The sequence below is a fragment of the Alcanivorax sp. REN37 genome, from assembly GCF_041102775.1.
Classification (GTDB): Bacteria; Pseudomonadota; Gammaproteobacteria; order Pseudomonadales; family Alcanivoracaceae; genus Isoalcanivorax; species Isoalcanivorax beigongshangi.
The window spans coordinates 2,139,837-2,152,775 of record NZ_JBGCUO010000001.1; the positions used below are offsets into that span (position 1 = coordinate 2,139,837).

Genomic DNA, 12,939 nt, shown 5'->3' on the forward strand with positions numbered 1-12,939 from the left:
GGCGCCGACCTCACGCCAACCGCCCTACCCGGCAGCAGCACGACGTAGCACCTGCAGCGCCAGCAAGATTGGCGATCGGCCGTTACCCGCGGGTATGCACCATCAGAGCCGTCAACTGCTGGTCGCCCAGCGGCGTCAGTTGCCACAACGTGCCCGGATCAGCACTGGCTCCCGGGCTCTTGCGCACCCAGCCGAGCGCACGCAAATGCAGCAGCACCATGTAGAGGCTGTCGCGGCCAAGGGTCAGGTTGCGCACCGCATGGGCGCTGGGGTGGGCCTGCTGAACATCGGTCAATGCGCCCTCCTGCAAGCGTTCTTCCAGCACCTCCTGCACCGGCGCGGCGCGCGTGTCGTTAAGCAGCACCGGGCCGACAGTGGTAAGAATCTGGTCCCAACTCAGGCGACTGTGGTGGCGCAGGCGCTTGCAGTCACCGCTGGCATAGACATCGCAGTGGTAGTGCAACACCACCTGTTCTTGGCCACGGGCGAGTCCGTCAGCGCTGGGGCGCATGCCTTGCAGCAACGCTTCCTTTTCTCGTTCCAACGCGTCGATCTGGGCGCGTAGAGCACGGCGCTCGTCGTCTTCCACACTGGCACTGGCGCGATCACCGCGCACCCAACCGGCGCTAGGGTACTGGGCAATCAGCTTGGCCATGCCGAAGCGCGCCGCGTCGAGCAAGTCACGGGCGTTATGCCACTGCCCCACCAAACATTGGCGCGCCAGCGCACTGCGAAAATCCTGCAGCCGGGCTTCGCCTTCGCGGGTCGCCTCACGGCGCGCCGGCGGCAACTGATCGACGTCTTCCAGCAGCAGCGCGAGGATCGGCTTGCCCTTGGTCAGCGCATAGACAAATTCACGATGGGTATAGGACAGACCGATCGGTGACAGCGTGCCGTAGCGGCCACCCACCAATACCAAGTAGTAGTCACTTTCACTGATCAGGCGCTGGATGGTGCGCCACTGGCTGTCGGAATCGCCCGGCGACAGCTCCATGCCTACCGGGATCAGTCCACGGCTGAGCAGCACGCTCAGCAACGCCTGCCGCTCGGACTGCAGATCGTCGTAGGTGGCACTGATGAATACCTGGTATTTGCGTTCGCTGGTCAAACGGAACCGGTCCTCGGTGACGGGGGCGATGGATCAAGGTTTGGTATTTAAGCCGCTTGGGACGCGGCTCTCAAGCGTCGTCGGGCAGGCCGAGACTGCGCCAAGCCGCTTGCGCAAGCCAGCGGCGTTGTGTGTGCGGCGATTCCTTCACCCGCCCTGACAACCAAGCACGGCTGTAGTTTTCTGCTGCGCCGACAATCAATGACGGCAACAAGGCACGCGGCGTGTCGCCAAGCGCGTCGCTGTGTTCACGCAACCACGCCAGCGCTGCGCCGTAACGACTGCGGTTGCGCTGCGCGAGCACCTCTGCCTGCGGCCCCTGCGACACCACGAAGCGGGCTTGAAACATGAAGCGGGCCAACGCCGGATGGTCGCTGATCCAATCCACATAGCTGAACACCATCGCTTCGATGCCGGCGCGGGCCCCGTGGGCGGCCGCCAGATACTGCTGTTGCAGGGCGTGCTGATCATCCAGACCGCAGAAGAACAGCGCCGCCAACAGCCCTTCGCGGTTGCCGAAGTGGTGATAGAGATTGCCAACACTGGCGCCGCAGTCGGCGCGGATCAGTTCGATGGTGGCGCCGTCAATGCCAAGCCGGTTCACGGTGCCCAGTGCACTGGCGAGAATGCGCCGCTTCAGTGCCGCCCGGGCACCGGGCCACTGGCGTTCAAGCACGGCCAAACTGGCATCAGGGAAAGGATCAGATTGAGCCATAACAGAATAATATTCCAAAATGAGCTTTACAGAATGTTATTCCAACCCGACCATCCTCGCACTACAGAACATTATTCTGCTAACGAGGAGTAACGCCATGAACCCCGACCAGATTCTTGCCCTGTTCGAGCAGCAAGGGCCGGACGCCTTCAGCGCCATGCTTTGCCAACTGGCACCCTACTTCGCCACCATCAATCCAGTGATGACGGCACTGGCACCGAACCGCGCCGAAGCACGGCTGCCGTTCCGCCGTGAAGTCACCAACCACATCGGCACTGTGCATGCGATCGCCATGTGCAACTTGGCCGAGCTGGTGGCGGGCACCATGACTAATATCAGCGTGCCGGCCGGCGCGCGCTGGATCCCGCGCGGCATGACGGTGGAGTACGTGGCCAAAGCGCGTGGCGACCTGATCGGCGTGGCATCCGGCGACGGTATTGACTGGAGCGTGGACGGCGACCCGGTGGTGCCGGTGACGGTGCACGACGCCGAAGGCACACTGGTGTTCACCGCTGCCATTACCATGAACGTCAAACACGGCTGAGGAACCCGCCATGGACACACCGCTGTCAGCGACGCAACTGCTCGATTACGCCCGCGCCATTTTGGCACAGCAACCATTTAGCCAATGGCTGGGTGCCGAGCTGGTCAGCGCCGATCGCGAGCACGCCTGCCTGGCACTGCCGGTGACGCCCTCGATGTTGCAACAACACGGTTTTGTGCATGGCGGCGTGCTCAGCTACCTGGCCGACAACAGCCTGACCTTTGCCGGCGGGCTGACGCTGGGCGGCAATGCGCTCACATCCGAATTCAAGATCAACTATCTGCGGCCCGCTCAAGGGCAACAGTTGCGGGCTGAGGCGCGGGTGGTTGGCGCCGGCCGTCGCCAGGCCGTTACCCGCTGTGAAATCTGGTGCGAACAAGATGGCCAATCGAAACTCTGCGCGGTAGCGCAAGGCACCATCGTTAGCGCTGGCTGACGTCGCACACCGGTAACAAAACGCCCCGGCAAACTGCCGGGGCGTTTTGGTTTTAGCGATCGATGCAGACCGGTTCAGCGTTGATAGCCGCGCGCCATGATCGCCTTCACATCGATGCCACGCGGCAAGGTGCCGTATTGACGGTCACCGCCCTCGCCGAGCCGTGACGCAATAAAGGCTTCTGCCACCGCTTGTGGGGCATGATCCACCAGCAGCGCCGCCTGCATGGTCAGCGACAACTGGTCAACCAAGTGGCGCGCGCGGTATTCCGCGTCGGCGGTATCGCGGAAAGCGTCTTGCAGCCGTGCCACGGCACGGTCCAAGCGCGCATCCTTGCCACTGCGGGCGGCCAATTCCTGCAGCCAGTTGTCGAGCACCGCCGGCGTTTTCGCCAGCGCGCGCAGCACATCCAGCGCCTGCACGTTGCCAGAGCCTTCCCAGATGGCGTTGATCGGCGCATCGCGATACAGACGCGGCATGATGCAGTTTTCCATCACCCCGCTGCCGCCGATCACCTCCATCGCCTCGTAGGCGTGGTGCGGCGTGCGCTTGCAGATCCAGTACTTGCCCACCGCCGTGCCCAAGCGCGCAAATAATTGCTGCGCCGGATCGTCCTGCTGGTCAAGCGCCTGTGCCACCCGGAAGCTGATCGCCAGCGAGCCTTCCAGCTCCAACTGCAAGTCGGCCAGCACGTTCTGCATCAGCGGTTGGTCCGCCAGCGTGCGCCCAAACGCCGCGCGCTGGGAGGCATGGTGCAGGGCCTGCAGCACCGCCTGCCGCTGGGCGGCGGCGGAGCCCACCATGCAATCGAAGCGGGTCATCGACACCATCTCGATGATGGCCGGCACGCCGCGCCCCTCCTCGCCCACCAAGTAGCCCAACGCACCGCGCAGCTCGACTTCGGACGAGGCGTTGGAAACGTTGCCCATTTTGTCTTTCAGACGCTGCACCTGCAGCGGATTCTTGCTGCCATCCGGCCGCCAGCGCGGCACTAAGAAACAGCTCAGACCACCCTCGGCCTGCGCCAGCATCAGAAACGCATCACACATTGGCGCCGACAGAAACCACTTGTGGCCCACCAGTTCGTAGGCTTCACCGGGACCACCGCTGCCGATCGGCCAAGCGCGGGTGGTATTGGCGCGCACATCGGAGCCGCCCTGCTTTTCGGTCATGCCCATGCCAATGGTGAGCGCACTTTTCTCGCGGTCCGGAACGTTGCGCGGATCGTAGTCGCGGGCCAACACCTTCGGCAGCCACGCTTCAGCGATGGCCGGCGTGCGTTGTAAGGTCGGCACCGCCGCGAACGTCATCGTCACTGGACAGCAGTGACCGGACTCCACCTGGCTGTGCAGATAGTACTGGGCCGCACGCATCACGTGGGCGCCAGCGCCGGGATTGGTCCACGGCGTGCTGTGCAGGCCTTCGCTGAGCGCCATCTTCATCAGCTGGTGATAGGCCGGCTGATAATGCACTTGGTCGCTGCGGTGGCCGAAACGATCGTGGGTATCAAAACGCGGCGGAAACGCGTTGGCCTGAAAGCCCAACTCGATGATGTCCGGCTGGCCACACAGGGCGCCGTAACGCACCAGGTCGGCGCTATCACGGCCGCCGCCGTAACGCGCCACCATCTCCTGCACGGCGACATCCGACTGATACAGGTTGTGCCCTTCCAGCGCACTAGGCTGGTTAAAGACTTCGTGGGTGGCGGACAACGGGTCGGGCCGCAACCCGGGACGGGACGTGGTCATGATGCACTCTCCTCGGTGAACGCCGACGGTGCTCCCACCGCCCGCAGACAAAATGCAATCAGTGGCGCAGTGACCGCCTTCGATGGCGGCCCGGCCAGGGGGCCCACCAGCGCTTCCGCTAGGGCGCCCACCAGCGCCGCCGCAGACACCGCCGGCACCTGCCACGGCAACTCGCCCCGCGCCATACCGGCTTCGATCACGCGGCGAAACAACGCGGCGTAAGCTTCGCGGTAGCGCAGGCGCTCTTCATCCACCGCTGGGTCCACGGGTTCGGCGATCAGCGCCCAAGCCTGGCGCGGCGCTTTCAACGCGCGCTGGATGAATTGTTCAGCCGCGGCCTGCACTTGCGCGGCAGCGTACTGGTGCTGCTCCAGTGCTGCCTGCACCGCCGCCACTTCACGCTCAGTGGCGCGCCGGAACACCTCTGCTGCCAATTCCTGCTTCGACGGAAAATGCCGGTACAGCGCCCCCACACTGACGCCAGCACGATCGGCCAGCCCTTGCATGGTGAGGCCGGCAAAACCGCCTTCACGCAGCAGCCATTCCGACTCCTGCAGCAGTTGCTCACGGCGCGCCAGACGGCGAGCGCTGAGCGCCGGAGTGTCGCGATAGGCCATGGCGGCTTCCCTCACTGATGGTTTGGTTGCCAAGAAGTGAATCATGATTCACTTCTTGGCAGCAAGCGACACTGATGCTTGGCAAATCTGGTTAGATCGGCGTAGGCTGCGCGCCACTTTCCCGTTTTACACACGGATCTTCCGATGTCGTTCGAACTATGGCTAACGTGGTTTGCCGCCTGCTGGGTGATCAGTCTGACGCCCGGCGCCGGCGTGGTGGCCACGCTGTCCAGCGCCACCCGCGGCTATCTGCCGGCCCTGCAATTGATCCTCGGCCTGCAACTGGGTGCTTTCCTGCATGTGGTGGTAGCCGCCGCCGGCCTCGGTGCGCTGTTGGCCGCTTCGCCCTGGGCGTTTGAACTGCTGCGCTGGCTCGGCGCCGGTTACCTGCTGTGGCTGGCGGTGCAGCAATGGCGTGCACCGGCGGTACCGCTTGATGCCAATGCCGAGCCGACACTGCATGGCGGTCGCACGCGCTTTCTGCGCGGGTTCTTGGTCAACGCCAGCAACCCCAAAGCGGTGCTGTTCGTGATGGCGGTATTCCCACAATTCCTGCGCCCCGACCTGCCGCTACTGCCGCAATACACGGTGCTGACCATCACCATGTCGCTGGTGGATGTGATGGGGATGTCGCTCTACGCACTGGTCGCCACACGCATGTCCGGCCTACTGCGTTCACGCACCGGGTTGCGCCGGTTGAACCGCGGTTTCGCGACCCTGTTCGCCGGTGCCGCCGGCCTCATGCTGGCCATGGGACGTGCTACCGGCTGACAGCAGCCCCCCCGGACACCGGCGCCCGAAGTGGCGCCGAACCGGCTATACTGCGCGCCATGACTCAGACCCCTCTCGCCGTACTCGAACGGGTATTCGGCTATCACAGTTTCCGCGGCCAGCAAGAAGCCATTATCCAGACTCTGGTCAGTGGCCAGGATGCGTTAGTGCTGATGCCCACCGGCGGCGGCAAATCGCTGTGCTATCAACTGCCGGCTCTGGTACGCGATGGCACCGCGGTGGTGATCTCGCCCTTGATTGCGTTGATGCAAGACCAGGTGGATGCACTGCAAGCGCTGGGCGTGAAGGCCGGTTACCTGAACTCGGCCCAGGATCGCGCCGCGCAGCAGGCTACCGAAGACGCGCTACTGGATGGCTCGCTGAAGCTGTTGTACGTGGCGCCGGAACGGCTCAACCAACCGCGCATGATGCAGTTGCTGACGCGGGTAAAGCTGGCGCTGTTTGCCATCGACGAAGCTCACTGTGTGTCGCAGTGGGGCCATGATTTCCGCGCTGATTATTTGCAGTTGGGGGTGCTCGCCGAGGTGTTCCCGCAGGTGCCGCGCATTGCGCTCACCGCCACCGCCGACCTGCGCACTCGCGAGGAAATCGCCGAGCGCCTGCAGCTGACCCATGCGGCGCGTTTTATTAGCAGCTTCGACCGCCCCAACATCCAGTACCGCATCGGCCTGAAACAGCAAGCACGCCAGCAGATGCTGCGTTTCCTGCAGCAGGAGCATCCCGGCGACGCTGGCGTCATTTATTGCTTGTCACGCGCCAAGGTCGACGACACCGCTGCGTGGTTGCAGCAGCAAGGCATTAAGGCGCTGCCCTATCACGCTGGCCTGCCCCAGGACATGCGCCGCGATCATCAGCAGCGCTTCCTGCGCGAGGACGGCATCGTGATGGTGGCCACCATCGCGTTCGGCATGGGCATCGACAAGCCCGATGTGCGCTTCGTGATGCACCTCGACCTGCCGAAAAGCATTGAAGGTTATTACCAAGAAACTGGCCGTGCCGGCCGCGATGGCGAGCCGGCGACCGCGCTGATGCTGTATGGCGTGGAAGACATCGTGAAACTGCGGCAGATGCTGGAGCAATCGCCCGCCGATGACACCCACAAACGCCGCGAACGACACCGGCTCGACGCCATGCTGGGTCTGTGTGAAATCACCAGCTGCCGCCGCCATGCGCTGCTGCGCTACTTCGGCGAGGACAGCCCGGAGCAGTGCGGTGCCTGCGATACCTGCCTGACGCCACCCACTACTTGGGATGCTACCGAGTCGGTGCGCAAAGCGTTGTCCTGCGTGTACCGCACTGGCCAGCGCTTCGGCGTCAACCACTTGGTCGATGTGCTACGCGGCGGCAACACCGAGAAAATCCGTCAGTTCGGCCACCAGAACCTGTCCACCTACGGCATCGGCAGTGATCTCACTGCCAACACCTGGCGCAGCGTATTCCGCCAACTGGTGGCACGCGGGCTGCTGAGCGTGGATGTGGATGGTTTCGGCGCCTTGCACCTGACCGAAGACTGCCGGCCGCTGTTGCGCGGCGAAACCACCATTGCCCTGCGCGAAGATGCCAGCGAACCAGCGCCGCGCCGCCGCGCCACGCCGGTGGCGGCCGAACTCGACCCCGCCGACCGCCCCTTGTGGGAAGCATTGCGGCGGCTGCGCCGGCGACTGGCCGATGACCTCGGCGTGCCGCCTTATGTGGTGTTCAACGATCGCACCCTGCAAGACATGGTGGCGCTGCGCCCCGGCACCCCGCAGCAAATGCTGCAGGTCACCGGGGTTGGCGAGACCAAACTGGAACGCTTCGGCGATGACTTCCTCGAAGTGATCCGCGACCACGAATACTGAATCAGGCCGCTACGGTGAATCGCTGGCGCCGAGCTTGCGGCTGCTCTAGCTCGTCCACCAGCGCCACGGCCAGATCAGCCACGCTGATGCCCGCCGGCTGCTCACCGTCCATCAGCAGCTGATCGCGGCCACGCCGGTAGTGGCCGCGACGTTCACCCGCGGCCAGCAATGCCGGCGGCGACAGCAAGGTCCAGTCCAGTGACGCCGGCGCCTGCTGTAACAGATTGAGTACATCGCGAGCCCCTTCGGCCATGGCTTTCCACTCCGTCGGAAACGCCGGGGTGTCCACCAGCTGCAGCCCCGGCGCCACGAACAGGCTGCCGGCGCCACCCACGACCAACAAGCGCTTGCCGGCTTGGTGCGCAGCATCAATGATCGCCTCGCTGCCACTGACAAACGCCTCACGCTGGTGAGCGCCGGCGGGCGCATTGAACGCACTGACCAGCACCTCCTGCTGCGCCAGCAGTGCAGCCAGCGCGCCCGTGTCGCGGGCATCCCCGACCACCCAGTCGGAGTCAGCGCCTAACGCTCGGCCTTTGTCTTCGCTGCGCACCAAAGCGGTCACGCGATGGCCACGCTGCCGCGCTTCTTGCCATACCGCACTGCCAACAAATCCATGGGCGCCAATCAGCAAAATGTTCATGCTCCGATTCCTCCGGTGATTGCCGCCGGGGCGTTCCCGCCAGCACGGACGTCAGTTTAGGCGCGCCGATCTGTTCACATTAGTAGGTCATTACTGGTTTCATGGTGAAGCTGAACTTAACAATGGAGTTGTCATGTCACAGCTCAACCGCATTGCCCTGTTTGTCGACGTCGTGGACAGCGGCGCGTTACGCCGCGCCGCCGAACGGCGTGGCCTGAGTGCGTCTGCCGTCAGCCAGCAGCTGCGGACGCTGGAACAGCAACTGGGCGTCACGCTGCTGCACCGCTCTACCCGCCGGCTAACGCTGTCCGCTGCCGGCGAACGCTTTTACCAACATGCACGACGTATGGTGCAGGCGGCGCAGGATGCTGAGCAGGCGATGCAAGCATTCCGTGGCGAACTGAGTGGGCCGCTACGCATCACAGCGCCGGTGGGGTTGGCGGGTATGCCGCTGGCGCAAGCACTGGCGCCGCTGCTCGACGCCCATCCTGGTTTGCAACTGCAATTGCTGGCTACTGACACACCACTGGACTTGGTGGCCGAGCGCGTTGATGTGGCACTGCGTATCGGCGCACTGGCGCCATCGCGTCTGATTGCCCATCCGCTGCCGTCACTGCGGTTTGCGCTGGCCGCGGCGCCGGCCTATCTGGCCCGTTATGGCACACCCGCCGAGCCGGAAGCACTGGCCACCCACCACTGGGTACGCGTCAGTGCCGCCGACGGCCAACCGCCTCCGCTGCTGCTGGAGCACCGCAGCGGGCGCCAATACCGCGCCCCCGGCCTCGCCCGCGTGGTGAGCACCAACCTTAGTGTGGCGTTGGATTATGTGTTCGCCGGTGTCGGCATCGGCCTGCTGCCGCTGCACCTGCTTCGCACGCCGTTGCGCAACGGTACCTTGCAGCCGGTGCTGCCGGACTGGGCGCCGCCGGCACAGCCACTGCATGCCCTGACTCTCGAGCGCCAGTTGCCGCTCCGCACGCGGGCGGCATTGGATGCGTTGCAGCACGGACTCACGCTGGATGGCTGAGCGCTGACGGCTGGCTACCTCAATGCGCGTGACTGTTATGCAAAGGGTCAGCGTCTACGGCCGCGCGCGGCCATCAGCGGAACCGCCCGCACTGACTTGGTGAGTCAGTGCGGGCGGCAAGATTCGGGGAAAATTGCTGGCCATCCGTCCCAACTGCCGTAACCGCACAGCCGGAATCAGGGCATCAGGGAACGTCTAATTCCATCGGACAGCTGTCGGCGATCAAGTTCTGCGACAGCACATAGCGGTCCTCGTCGGTGCGGGTTTCGATATCCGCCACGCGCAGGTAATGCAGGCGCCAGTAATTGGCATTTTCCTGGAAGCGGAACTCCACCGGCAGGTCGCCGCGCGGCAAGCGTGCATCGCGGGCCACCACCGTCAAGTTGCGGCCGGAGTACTCCACGTCCCAGCCTTTGTTCGGGTAGGCCAGTTCCACGCACGCCAACAACCGCTTCAGCATCAGCCCCTGCGGTTGGTTGAGTTTGTATGCCACCGGCTTGTCGGCAACGTTGCGCAACCGGCGTTGGATGCTGGCCTGCTCGATCTGCACCATCAACTGGGCGCGCTGCCGAGCGGCTTCCTGCGCGGCGCGCTGCTGGGCCTGGATCAGCTGTTCCATGCGCGCGGCTTCCTGCCGGCGGCGCAGCTGCTCGGCGCGGCGACGCTCCAGTTCGGCTTGGATACGCTCCCACTCGCTGGCCATCAGCGCGTCGATGGCTTGCTGCTCTTCCAGCTGCACACTCAGCGCTTGGTCACGGGCGCGCCGCTCGCGGGCGGCGGCCACTTGGTCGGCGCATTCGGTCACCAGCGGATCCAGTGTGCGCAGCGTCAGCGGCACCTGCTCACGGTGCAATTGGTGCAGCTCGCTGCACGCGCCCTCGCCGATGCCTAATTCTTCGATCTGCTGATAATCCAGACCCTGGATATGGGTGGGCACCGCCACCAACGGCGGCGTGCTGGGACGCAACGCGGTGCAGCCACTAGCAAGGACAGCCAACGACAACAGGAGCATAAAACGAGACAGGAGAACGGGAGCAGAAGGCATCACGGACTTCCAGGACAGGCGGATAAATCGGGCGCGCACATGGTGAAGGATGGTTCTGATAATGACAACCGCTCGCATCCCACTCCGGCTCAGTGCTGCTGGAGGATCAGCGTGCGGTACTCAAACAGCGGCTGGAAACCGAGTCGTTGGTAGAGCCCAAGGCCAGCACCTGAAGCTTCCAAGACCGCCCAGCGGGCCCCTTGCTCACGTGCCTGCTGCAACACCTCACTGACCAACATCCCGGCCAGGCCGCGTCGCTGGTGACGCGGGTCGGTGCCGATGTCGTCCAATCGCACCGTATCAGCGAGCTGCGTCAGCGTCAGACTGGTGCGCACCTCGCCCTGCTCACGCAGCAGCCAGTGCTGCAACGGCACACCGGCGTCCAGTGCACAGCCATGAGCATCGCGGTAAAGACTCAGGAAGCGACCGCCATCATCCGGCTGCTGCGGATCGGCAAAGGCGCTGCCCAGCGGCACTGCCCAATCGTGCAGCGGCGCGGCGGGACCCTGCACGCTGGCACCGGCCACAGGCGCGGCAATACGAAGCTGTCGCAGGTCGCAATACATGGCGGTGGTGGCATCACCGGCGGTCACCGGCAGCTGCGCCAAGCGCTCACGCAACCGTTGGTGGGCGTCCTGATGCAGGACCAAGGTGATATCAACAGGATAGGCGGCGAACGCTGCCAACACCTGATCGAATTCGGCGGGTACCGCCTCAGCGGTGGCATAAAGTTGGTTGAACCCGGTGGCGTCTGGTACGGCGCTGAGGAATCCCTGCACCGCACCTGACGCGCTGTGCCAATGGGCACGGCTAAGGCCGGCCCAGAAGCACTGTTCCAGGGCATGGTACGCCGCCTCAACGGCGCCCTTTCCCTGCGCGGACATCAGTCCTCGGTGACCGGAATCTTGCCGATTTTGGCTTGCCAGATCTTCGGCCCGGTGCGGTGCACCGATACGCCGTCGCTGTCCACCGCCACCGTCACCGGCATGTCTTCCACGTCGAACTCGTAGATCGCTTCCATGCCCAGGTCTTCGAATGCCACGACCTTGGCGCTGCGGATCGCTTTCGACACCAGGTAGGCGGCGCCGCCCACCGCCATCAAGTACACCGCCTTGTTGTCGCGGATGGCGTCGATGGCGGTCTGGCCACGCTCAGCTTTGCCGACCATGCCGATCAGGCCGGTTTGCTCCAGCATGGTGCGAGTGAACTTGTCCATGCGGGTGGCAGTGGTGGGGCCAGCCGGGCCGACCACTTCGTCGCCCACCGGGTCCACCGGACCGACGTAGTAGATAAAGCGGTTGGTGAAGTCCACCGGCAGTTTTTCGCCTTTAGCGATCATGTCGGTCATGCGCTTGTGGGCCGCATCGCGACCGGTCAGCAGCTTGCCGGACAGCAGCAGCGTGTCGCCGGATTTCCAGCTCTGCACTTCTTCCGGGGTGATGGCATCCAGGTTCACACGACGCGACTGACCGCCGTCGCCCCAAGCGATATCCGGCCACTGGTCCAAGCTCGGCGCTTTCAGATCCGCCGGACCGCTGCCATCGAGCACAAAGTGCGCGTGGCGGGTGGCGGCACAGTTCGGGATCAGCGCCACCGGCTTGTTGGCCGCGTGAGTCGGGTAATCGTAGACCTTCACATCCAGCACCGTGGTCAAACCACCAAGACCTTGGGCGCCGATGCCGAGTGCGTTGATCTTTTCGAACAGTTCCAGACGCAGCTCTTCGGCACGGTTTTGCGCACCGCGTGCCTGCAGTTCGTGGATGTCGATGGACTCCATCAGCGATTCTTTTGCCAGCAGCATCGCTTTTTCAGCGGTGCCACCAATGCCGATGCCGAGCATGCCCGGCGGGCACCAGCCAGCGCCCATCTGCGGCACCATCTGCAGCACCCAATCAACGATGGAATCGGACGGGTTAAGCATGGCGAACTTAGATTTGGCTTCCGAACCGCCGCCCTTGGCCGCCACTTGGATGTCCACGGTGTCGCCGGGCACGATGTCGTAGTGGATCACCGCCGGGGTGTTGTCTTTGGTGTTGGCACGCTTGCCGTCGGGGTCGGCCAGCACCGAAGCGCGCAGCACGTTGTCCGGGTGGTTGTAGGCGCGGCGCACCCCTTCGTTAATCATGTCAGTGAGGCTCATGTCGCCATCGAACTGCACATTCATGCCAACCTTGCAGAACACCGTGACGATACCGGTGTCTTGGCAAATCGGCCGGTGACCCATGGCCGACATGCGCGAGTTCACCAGAATCTGTGCCATGGCATCTTTCGCCGCCGGGTTTTCTTCGCGCTCATAAGCTTCGTGCACGGCACGGATGAAGTCCGCCGGGTGGTAGTAGGAAATGTACTGCAGGGCATCCGCGACGCTCTGGATGAGGTCGTCCTGGCGAATCACCGTCATCGGTCACTCCAGAAGTTGGGGA

The 12,939-nt window shown here is 64.1% G+C and carries 13 protein-coding genes; 5 read left to right on the forward strand and 8 right to left on the reverse strand.

Annotated elements, in window-relative coordinates; translation table 11 throughout:
- Nucleotides 1-82 precede the first annotated feature (82 nt).
- Complete coding sequence (locus AB5I84_RS09760) at nucleotides 83-1,108, reverse strand: DUF4062 domain-containing protein (RefSeq protein WP_369455665.1); 1,026 nt, start codon at nucleotides 1,106-1,108, stop codon at nucleotides 83-85.
- A gap of 70 nt (nucleotides 1,109-1,178) precedes the next feature.
- Nucleotides 1,179-1,823: a TetR/AcrR family transcriptional regulator gene (locus AB5I84_RS09765; RefSeq protein ID WP_369455666.1), complete on the reverse strand. Its 645-nt coding sequence runs from the start codon at nucleotides 1,821-1,823 to the stop codon at nucleotides 1,179-1,181.
- 97 nt (nucleotides 1,824-1,920) lie between these two features.
- Here AB5I84_RS09765 and AB5I84_RS09770 point away from each other — a divergent pair, with 97 nt between their 5' ends.
- Nucleotides 1,921-2,367: a hotdog fold domain-containing protein gene (locus AB5I84_RS09770; RefSeq protein WP_369455667.1), complete on the forward strand. Its 447-nt coding sequence runs from the start codon at nucleotides 1,921-1,923 to the stop codon at nucleotides 2,365-2,367.
- 10 nt (nucleotides 2,368-2,377) lie between these two features.
- The gene (locus tag AB5I84_RS09775) at nucleotides 2,378-2,803 is read left to right on the forward strand and encodes a PaaI family thioesterase (RefSeq protein ID WP_369455668.1); all 426 of its coding nucleotides are present in this window, start codon (nucleotides 2,378-2,380) and stop codon (nucleotides 2,801-2,803) included.
- Nucleotides 2,804-2,877: 74 nt separating this feature from the next.
- On the opposite strand, the gene AB5I84_RS09780 is transcribed toward AB5I84_RS09775, so the two are convergent.
- A complete protein-coding gene (locus AB5I84_RS09780; RefSeq protein WP_369455669.1) occupies nucleotides 2,878-4,551 on the reverse strand; it encodes an isovaleryl-CoA dehydrogenase in 1,674 nt (557 codons plus the stop codon).
- A complete protein-coding gene (locus tag AB5I84_RS09785; protein WP_369455670.1) occupies nucleotides 4,548-5,168 on the reverse strand; it encodes a TetR/AcrR family transcriptional regulator in 621 nt (206 codons plus the stop codon). The genes AB5I84_RS09780 and AB5I84_RS09785 overlap by 4 nt, the downstream gene beginning before the upstream one ends.
- 144 nt (nucleotides 5,169-5,312) lie before the next feature.
- Here AB5I84_RS09785 and AB5I84_RS09790 point away from each other — a divergent pair, with 144 nt between their 5' ends.
- Nucleotides 5,313-5,939 (forward strand): LysE family transporter, encoded by a 627-nt coding sequence (locus tag AB5I84_RS09790; protein WP_369455671.1) that lies wholly within the window; start codon nucleotides 5,313-5,315, stop codon nucleotides 5,937-5,939.
- A 59-nt stretch (nucleotides 5,940-5,998) separates the two neighbouring features.
- On the forward strand, nucleotides 5,999-7,801 hold the full coding sequence (gene recQ, locus AB5I84_RS09795) for a DNA helicase RecQ (protein ID WP_369455672.1): 1,803 nt from the start codon (nucleotides 5,999-6,001) through the stop codon (nucleotides 7,799-7,801).
- A 1-nt stretch (nucleotide 7,802) separates the two neighbouring features.
- Here the strand turns inward: recQ and AB5I84_RS09800 are convergent, their stop codons facing one another.
- Nucleotides 7,803-8,444, reverse strand: coding sequence for an NAD(P)-dependent oxidoreductase (locus AB5I84_RS09800; protein ID WP_369455673.1), 642 nt, complete (start codon nucleotides 8,442-8,444; stop codon nucleotides 7,803-7,805).
- A gap of 133 nt (nucleotides 8,445-8,577) precedes the next feature.
- Between AB5I84_RS09800 and AB5I84_RS09805 the strand changes: the two genes are divergently transcribed.
- Nucleotides 8,578-9,471, forward strand: coding sequence for a LysR family transcriptional regulator (locus tag AB5I84_RS09805; protein ID WP_369455674.1), 894 nt, complete (start codon nucleotides 8,578-8,580; stop codon nucleotides 9,469-9,471).
- A gap of 184 nt (nucleotides 9,472-9,655) precedes the next feature.
- On the opposite strand, the gene AB5I84_RS09810 is transcribed toward AB5I84_RS09805, so the two are convergent.
- The 3 genes from AB5I84_RS09810 to AB5I84_RS09820 all read right to left on the reverse strand — a co-directional run bounded on the left by AB5I84_RS09810 (nucleotide 9,656) and on the right by AB5I84_RS09820 (nucleotide 12,917).
- Nucleotides 9,656-10,483, reverse strand: coding sequence for a hypothetical protein (locus AB5I84_RS09810; RefSeq protein ID WP_369455675.1), 828 nt, complete (start codon nucleotides 10,481-10,483; stop codon nucleotides 9,656-9,658).
- Between the two features lie 122 nt (nucleotides 10,484-10,605).
- A complete protein-coding gene (locus tag AB5I84_RS09815; RefSeq protein ID WP_369455676.1) occupies nucleotides 10,606-11,400 on the reverse strand; it encodes a GNAT family N-acetyltransferase in 795 nt (264 codons plus the stop codon).
- Nucleotides 11,400-12,917 carry a fumarate hydratase gene (locus tag AB5I84_RS09820; protein ID WP_369455677.1) on the reverse strand — a complete coding sequence of 506 codons (1,518 nt, stop codon included), beginning with the start codon at nucleotides 12,915-12,917 and terminating at the stop codon, nucleotides 11,400-11,402. Before AB5I84_RS09820 ends, AB5I84_RS09815 begins: the two co-directional genes overlap by 1 nt.
- Nucleotides 12,918-12,939 lie beyond the last annotated feature (22 nt).

What these genes read in the sequence shown, in the direction of transcription:
- AB5I84_RS09765 (WP_369455666.1), bottom strand. Translation starts at nt 1,823, where the DNA reads ATGGCTCAATCTGATCCTTTCCCTGATGCCAGTTTGGCCGTGCTTGAA.
- AB5I84_RS09770 (WP_369455667.1), top strand. Translation starts at nt 1,921, where the DNA reads ATGAACCCCGACCAGATTCTTGCCCTGTTCGAGCAGCAAGGGCCGGAC.
- AB5I84_RS09775 (WP_369455668.1), top strand. Translation starts at nt 2,378, where the DNA reads ATGGACACACCGCTGTCAGCGACGCAACTGCTCGATTACGCCCGCGCC.
- AB5I84_RS09780 (WP_369455669.1), bottom strand. Translation starts at nt 4,551, where the DNA reads ATGACCACGTCCCGTCCCGGGTTGCGGCCCGACCCGTTGTCCGCCACC.
- AB5I84_RS09785 (WP_369455670.1), bottom strand. Translation starts at nt 5,168, where the DNA reads ATGGCCTATCGCGACACTCCGGCGCTCAGCGCTCGCCGTCTGGCGCGC.
- AB5I84_RS09790 (WP_369455671.1), top strand. Translation starts at nt 5,313, where the DNA reads ATGTCGTTCGAACTATGGCTAACGTGGTTTGCCGCCTGCTGGGTGATC.
- recQ (WP_369455672.1), top strand. Translation starts at nt 5,999, where the DNA reads ATGACTCAGACCCCTCTCGCCGTACTCGAACGGGTATTCGGCTATCAC.
- AB5I84_RS09800 (WP_369455673.1), bottom strand. Translation starts at nt 8,444, where the DNA reads ATGAACATTTTGCTGATTGGCGCCCATGGATTTGTTGGCAGTGCGGTA.
- AB5I84_RS09805 (WP_369455674.1), top strand. Translation starts at nt 8,578, where the DNA reads ATGTCACAGCTCAACCGCATTGCCCTGTTTGTCGACGTCGTGGACAGC.
- AB5I84_RS09810 (WP_369455675.1), bottom strand. Translation starts at nt 10,483, where the DNA reads ATGCTCCTGTTGTCGTTGGCTGTCCTTGCTAGTGGCTGCACCGCGTTG.
- AB5I84_RS09815 (WP_369455676.1), bottom strand. Translation starts at nt 11,400, where the DNA reads ATGTCCGCGCAGGGAAAGGGCGCCGTTGAGGCGGCGTACCATGCCCTG.
- AB5I84_RS09820 (WP_369455677.1), bottom strand. Translation starts at nt 12,917, where the DNA reads ATGACGGTGATTCGCCAGGACGACCTCATCCAGAGCGTCGCGGATGCC.